The organism is Nostoc sp. LEGE 06077, assembly GCF_015207705.1.
GTDB lineage: Bacteria > Cyanobacteriota > Cyanobacteriia > Cyanobacteriales > Nostocaceae > Nostoc_B.
Genome location: NZ_JADEWI010000115.1, coordinates 1 through 5,610, shown reverse-complemented (window position 1 = coordinate 5,610; position 5,610 = coordinate 1). Strand labels below are relative to the sequence as shown.

The following is a 5,610-nucleotide window of genomic DNA, read 5'->3' as shown; positions in this document are numbered from 1 at the left end:
CTCAGCCAGCACTTTTGACGACATTCTAGAACAGGTAGAAACAGCACTACTGGCTTATGCTGACTTCTCAGCTAATCAAGTTGACGCAAAGATTGACCAGACGTTGACTCTTGTAAAAGAGCGCGTAGTTAATCGCCATGAACAAAGCAGAGACAAGCTATCTCGTGGGTTAACGGGCATTAGTGCGGCTTTGGAGAATAGCCGTAATCAAACTAAAAGCCAACTCTCCGGGATACTCGCCAGACTCAACGCGGTTCAATAGCGATGACTTAACACTGCTTGAGTGCTTAGTAATTCGTTGGTCAAGAATGAATTACTTCTCAAGAATTGCTGTTAGTTTAGGTGCGCTTGCTGCTGTGATTCTGCCCTTACATTACTGGGTATATCTGCCAATAAGAGAGCATGACAACTATCAGCAATATCTCAAACGAAAGTCAGCTATTGAGCAATACGTAAGGCGAATGTCGTATCACTGCCACAAAATATTTACCCCAGAAAAAGAGTATCGCTGTGAAAAATTCAATGAAGCTCAAGAATCAGGTAACTTCCAAATCTCGCCACCTGGAAAGCCAGTTAAAAAATAAGTTCAACGCATCTACTAACTTAGTAGTCAGAGCGTTAACAGGTGATAAATCAGCCCTGAAGCTAATAGGACAAATGGGGAATGACGGGGCAAAGATTAGTGAATTCGCCCCACAGGTTAGAGAGCAAATGTTAGCTGCTATCAAAGGGACTGAAGACTTAAATCTAGTCCTAGGTGACATTTATAAACAAGCTGGTGTTAGTGGCGAGAAGATTGAAAGAGCAGTGCAGTCAGCAATTTTAGCTGACACTCATCTAGCAAATATCCTAGAAGAGATGAAGCTTGATTTCGCTTCGTCCCAGGATAAAGAAGTGCTACGCCATCAACAAGCAACAGATCACATCAAACTAAAAGCATGGGTCGATAAACACATGATGCAAGTTGATGGTGAATATAAGATGTTGCAGACAGAATTACAGACCGATATTAGACAACAAACAATTGACCTGCAACATGATAAAGAACTGGGCAAGTATTACTTAGAAATGGGTGATAACGCTCGTAATGATTTCAAGCCAAAAAAACAATATGCTGGGCGTTCGATTGTCCAAAAAATCAAGGATGCTCTATTAGGCTTTTGACAGTTCAAGCCCGACAGCCACCGCATAAATTAACTGTCGGGCAAGTAAATATCCTAACAGTAATATGACCTACGATATTGATGATAGCCAAGAGGAATTATTCAGCGAAATTGCCCCTGATACGCCCTTACCCAAAGACTTGATAGAACATTTAGAGTCCCGCAAGCAGCACCGCAAAGATGTTATTAACACAACTAATAAATTGACGCGATTCTTTGTTACTTGGTCTTTAAATTCTACTGGATTATTTATAGCCAAATATCTCTTAATAACTGGCGGTGGCGTTAACTTGTGGCTGGCAATTACGCTCTCGTTTTCTATTTGCAGTGTTGGCTCTTTAGCTGGGTTAACGGGTTTGAGAGTTAATTACAACAGTGACGGACTAGAGGTAGATAATATGCAAAATCTGTTTAAAACTGCTGGTGGTTTGGTGTTTGCTGGTATCACAACTTGGTTAGCAGTTAAAGATTATCAATATTTTGAGAATTTGACTAAAGAAACAGTCAGCCAGATTAATCAAGACATCCAAACTATTGAAAAACAGAATCCACAATCAGACCCTTGGTTAAGTATTGCAGTCGCGTTGGCTTTATTCATTGGTTCCATTGCAATTATTTTTAGGGGACGAGAATGAAACAAGGTGTTTTCGAGTTAACGCTGGCTGGTGTGTGTGGTTTCGCCGCAATCATCGGGCTGGCAACATCGCAAACACGTCAGCCCTATGACATAACACAGATTCAGTTCTGCCCAAGGTCAATTAATGGTGTAGAAAGTCAAGTAGCACTGGATAAGCGTTTTTGTCAGATGCCGCGTTTTGTCCTCACTGAAGAATGGCAGCGCTACGGATTGTATGGCAGCATCATTCCCTACAAGGGTGATGCTATTCAATGGGTGCGTGATTTGCCCACAGACAACCCCAATCAGTTGCTAGGATACGGGATTGCAGCTGTGGGGCTATGGGGTATTGTGGGTTGCTTGCTTGTGCGTTCGCAACGCCTCAAGCGCATAGATTATGAATTGGGAGAACTTGAAAAGACTGGTGACTATGCAATTTGGCAGCACAATTTCCATAAACGGGAAGTGAAGCAGCATTCAACCCGGCTTTACACTGAACGCTTGAAAGATGGGCTGTCAGGATTGGATACAGAGGAACGTTTAGCACTGGGACTGACTGACTCAGAGAACGAACGGGCTAAGGCTCGAATTCAGCTTGAGGATTTTTTGAAAGCCCGTGCTGTTAATCATTCTGTGATGGATAAAACCATTGCGGAGAATTTGAGGGATAAGGCGAAGGCTGACCAAGAACGTGGGAAGATTGAGGGCAAAACCAAGGCAGCGATCGCAAATAATGACAATCATCCTTTGACTGACCAGCGCCTCATCAGTGATTTAATCGAAGCACTTAAGAATCATGAGGATGGTTGGCTGTGGAAGATTATCGACAATCAAAAACCCGTTTGGGTATTAGGAGAAGCTGGAAGCGGTAAATCAACCCTAGCAGCTTCGATTGTCATGCTTAGAAAATATCTGTTTGATATGGCTTTGTATCAGCTGATAGACGCACACGCCGGGGAGAATCTTAGAAACGCATGGAAATATTTAAGTCCTCAGTTGATAGCTAAAACAGAATCAGAGATAGGACAAGCTTTTGATGATGCCCGTGAGCGTTGGCTGGACAGAATTAATAATCAACCTGATAAACAACCGCAACAGTTACTAGTTGATGAATTCACTAACTATTCTGAATCAGACATCACCAAGGAGCCTGCTAAAAAGTTTGTTAAAGCATCTCTTAGTGACCCTAGAAAGGCTGAGGAAAGATTAGTTTGTATTGCCCATTTTTTCACTAATACTGCTGTTGGTGGCAGTGATGGAACTGCTAAAGGTAGAGCTAGAGGCACTATTCAAATTGACCGCAAAACTGCTGATGGTAAGATACCTTTAAAGGTGGCAATAGTTAATGGTTTAAATAATGCCGATGGGGATGCAGAAGTAGATAAAAAAGTGACAATTCCTCGTTGGTTGACTCCCGAAAGTATTCACAAGCATTTCAATGGCCAGCCCATTGATTTTGATGATTAATTGTTAGATTACTAATTTTTTAGCTGTTAAGAACTGGGGTAGAGCGGGTGGCGTAGCGGAGTGTGGGGGCGGGCTGCCCAGTTTTGGCCACTTCACGATAAATTTCCTGCCCGTCCCCCACACCACCCGCTCTAAACGAAGTGTCCCCAGTTCGGGGGGGTCTTACAGTGTCTTATTGTATTGCTGGCTGTTACAAATAAGGATTAAAGTGCTTGCTGTACTAATTGAGTGTTGACGGAGGCAATTGCTGCGTAGGTTGTTGAGACTGACTAAACTCGATTGGAATGTTCAATTTATTGGCAAGCTCTAAAACGTTATTGCTAAAATCTGTAACTCCAGCAATAACACCGGCAATCGTTCCAGCTATTGTCAACAAGGCAACGATGCGGGTTTTGATTCTCTCTGGTTTTCGCTTCTCAGGTTTACTAATGTCTTCTTGCAGGTCATCCAAATGCACCATAGCCTCTTCACGTTTAGAATCTGGAAATTCTTGTGCTAGATCACGTAGAGAGCTAATTATCTTAGTAATCTCATCAGAGTTCTGACCGATATTTTGGGAGAAATTGGAAACAGTACCATTACCAGATTGGATAAATCCCACGTTATTGGCATTAATTTCAGTTTTATTAGTAGTTCCTCTCTCTGCCATTGTTTTTACAATTTCTAGCAAATTTGTATTAGCCTGTCGTTGATATTCCAAATCAGTCTTAAATTTAGAAATTAGTGTTTTTTTTGCTTTTATCTCAGTTTGATATTGTGTTTCAATCTCCTGAATCTTTGTCTGATATAGTGCTTCTAATTGACTCTTAATCACTGCTAATTTATCTGCTTCTGCTGACCCCTCTAAACGAATTACAAATTCACTACCGTTTTTATTCTCTATCGCTTGTAATGATAAATTTTCATTTTTGTGCCTAACCTTTAGTTCTTTAAATGAAAAATAAAATGCACTCCAGTCAATGCCAGTGGGAAAATTTAAGTCAATTGTTTGAAACCACCTAGTAAATTCTCCTGTTCCAAATTCACCAACCTTGGGAATGCGGTCTTGTTTATCAGTTTTTAAGTAAACATATTTGCAACTAATATTATCTAGTTTTGTTTCGCTGTTAATACTCCAGTCCTCCAAACAAGCACCTGTCAATACAGATGCGGTAAAATCTGTTCCTAACGCTTGAATTCTACTGAGATTAGCATTCGTAAGGTCAGCATTACATAGTATAGCTTCGCAGAGGTTTGCATTATAAAGTATGGCTTCGCCAAGGTTTGCATAACTGAACTTAGCATTCGTAAGGTTGGCATTATATAATATGGTTTCATAGAGGTTTGCATTCCAGAAATCCGCATAACTTAGTTCAGCTTTAGTAAGAATAGCTTGGCTAAGATCAGCAAACTTAAATTTAGTATTCCAAAGATCGCTATGACTCAGATCAGTTTTTTTAAGAACAGCATTCTCAAATTCTGCCATTCTCATATTAGCTTGCGTAAAAATAGCAGAACTCAGATCAGAATGTGTGAGTTCTGCAAAGCAAAGTTTAGCTCGTGTCAGGTTAGCTTCTTTAAGATTAGCTTTCCAGAGTTTAGCTTGTGTTAAGTTGGCTTCTTTGAGATTACATTTACTGAGGTCATAATTCCTAAGATCCATCCCAGAAAGGTTAGCTGCACTGAGGTCAGGAATTATATTTGGATTTTGCTTTCTCCAGAGATTCCAAATATCTGCACCTTGTTTTAGTAGGTCAAGGTGTTCTTTTTTCGCCATTTGAATTAATCTAGATTTTTGTTTCTAAAATCTTTACATTAGATGTTGCTTACTAACTGCTCTATATAAGACAAAACTCAAATTCAATTTTGTTATGCTCTATACTATTGGTAATTAATAAACAAGCTTTTTTACTATTGCCAATTGTTATTTATTTAGAATTATTTATATATTAATTATTAAAAATTTGTATTTGTAAGATTACACTTGACTATGTATAATTATAGAAAACAGACTGAATCCATTTAAATTTTGTCCTAAAATATCAGCGTTAAAACACAATATTTTTAAGCCTCATACAACACATATAAATGTTTTTAAAATTGGCATCTCTAACCTGTGCATTTGCGTCAAGCAAGTGCAGCGGAAACTATAGCCAAAAGTTGATATCACCTATTGATAGTAACAATTTATCAACTGGAGGTATAGAAGCAGTATAGACAAGTCAGGCAAGCTGCTCACTACCTTATATAACCCATACTTATCAATCGCACTGTGTAGAGAATTTTTCTGTCGCTGAAAGATAAGTAATACTTAACTGACCCAAAAACGTTGCGGCTCTTCACGAAAGTACAAGGATTTGGGACAATTGATACTGTCCAGAAAAT

The 5,610-nt window shown here is 39.5% G+C and carries 5 protein-coding genes; 4 read left to right on the top strand and 1 reads right to left on the bottom strand.

The features are described 5' to 3' along the window. The 4 genes from IQ244_RS32015 to IQ244_RS32000 form a co-directional block, all read left to right on the top strand. Positions 1-262: hypothetical protein (locus tag IQ244_RS32015; RefSeq protein WP_193900686.1), on the top strand; the 262-nt coding region annotated here is incomplete at its 5' end. Between the two features lie 260 nt (positions 263-522). After that, positions 523-1,164 carry a hypothetical protein gene (locus tag IQ244_RS32010; RefSeq protein ID WP_193900685.1) on the top strand — a complete coding sequence of 214 codons (642 nt, stop codon included), beginning with the start codon at positions 523-525 and terminating at the stop codon, positions 1,162-1,164. A gap of 64 nt (positions 1,165-1,228) precedes the next feature. Then, positions 1,229-1,798, top strand: a complete 570-nt coding sequence (locus tag IQ244_RS32005) for a hypothetical protein (protein ID WP_193900684.1) — start codon at positions 1,229-1,231, stop codon at positions 1,796-1,798. Next, a complete protein-coding gene (locus IQ244_RS32000) occupies positions 1,795-3,246 on the top strand; it encodes a hypothetical protein (RefSeq protein ID WP_193900683.1) in 1,452 nt (483 codons plus the stop codon). Before IQ244_RS32005 ends, IQ244_RS32000 begins: the two co-directional genes overlap by 4 nt. 220 nt (positions 3,247-3,466) lie before the next feature. On the opposite strand, the gene IQ244_RS31995 is transcribed toward IQ244_RS32000, so the two are convergent. Continuing rightward, entirely contained in the window at positions 3,467-5,002 is a 1,536-nt protein-coding gene (locus tag IQ244_RS31995; RefSeq protein ID WP_193900682.1) for a pentapeptide repeat-containing protein, read from the bottom strand. Positions 5,003-5,610 lie beyond the last annotated feature (608 nt).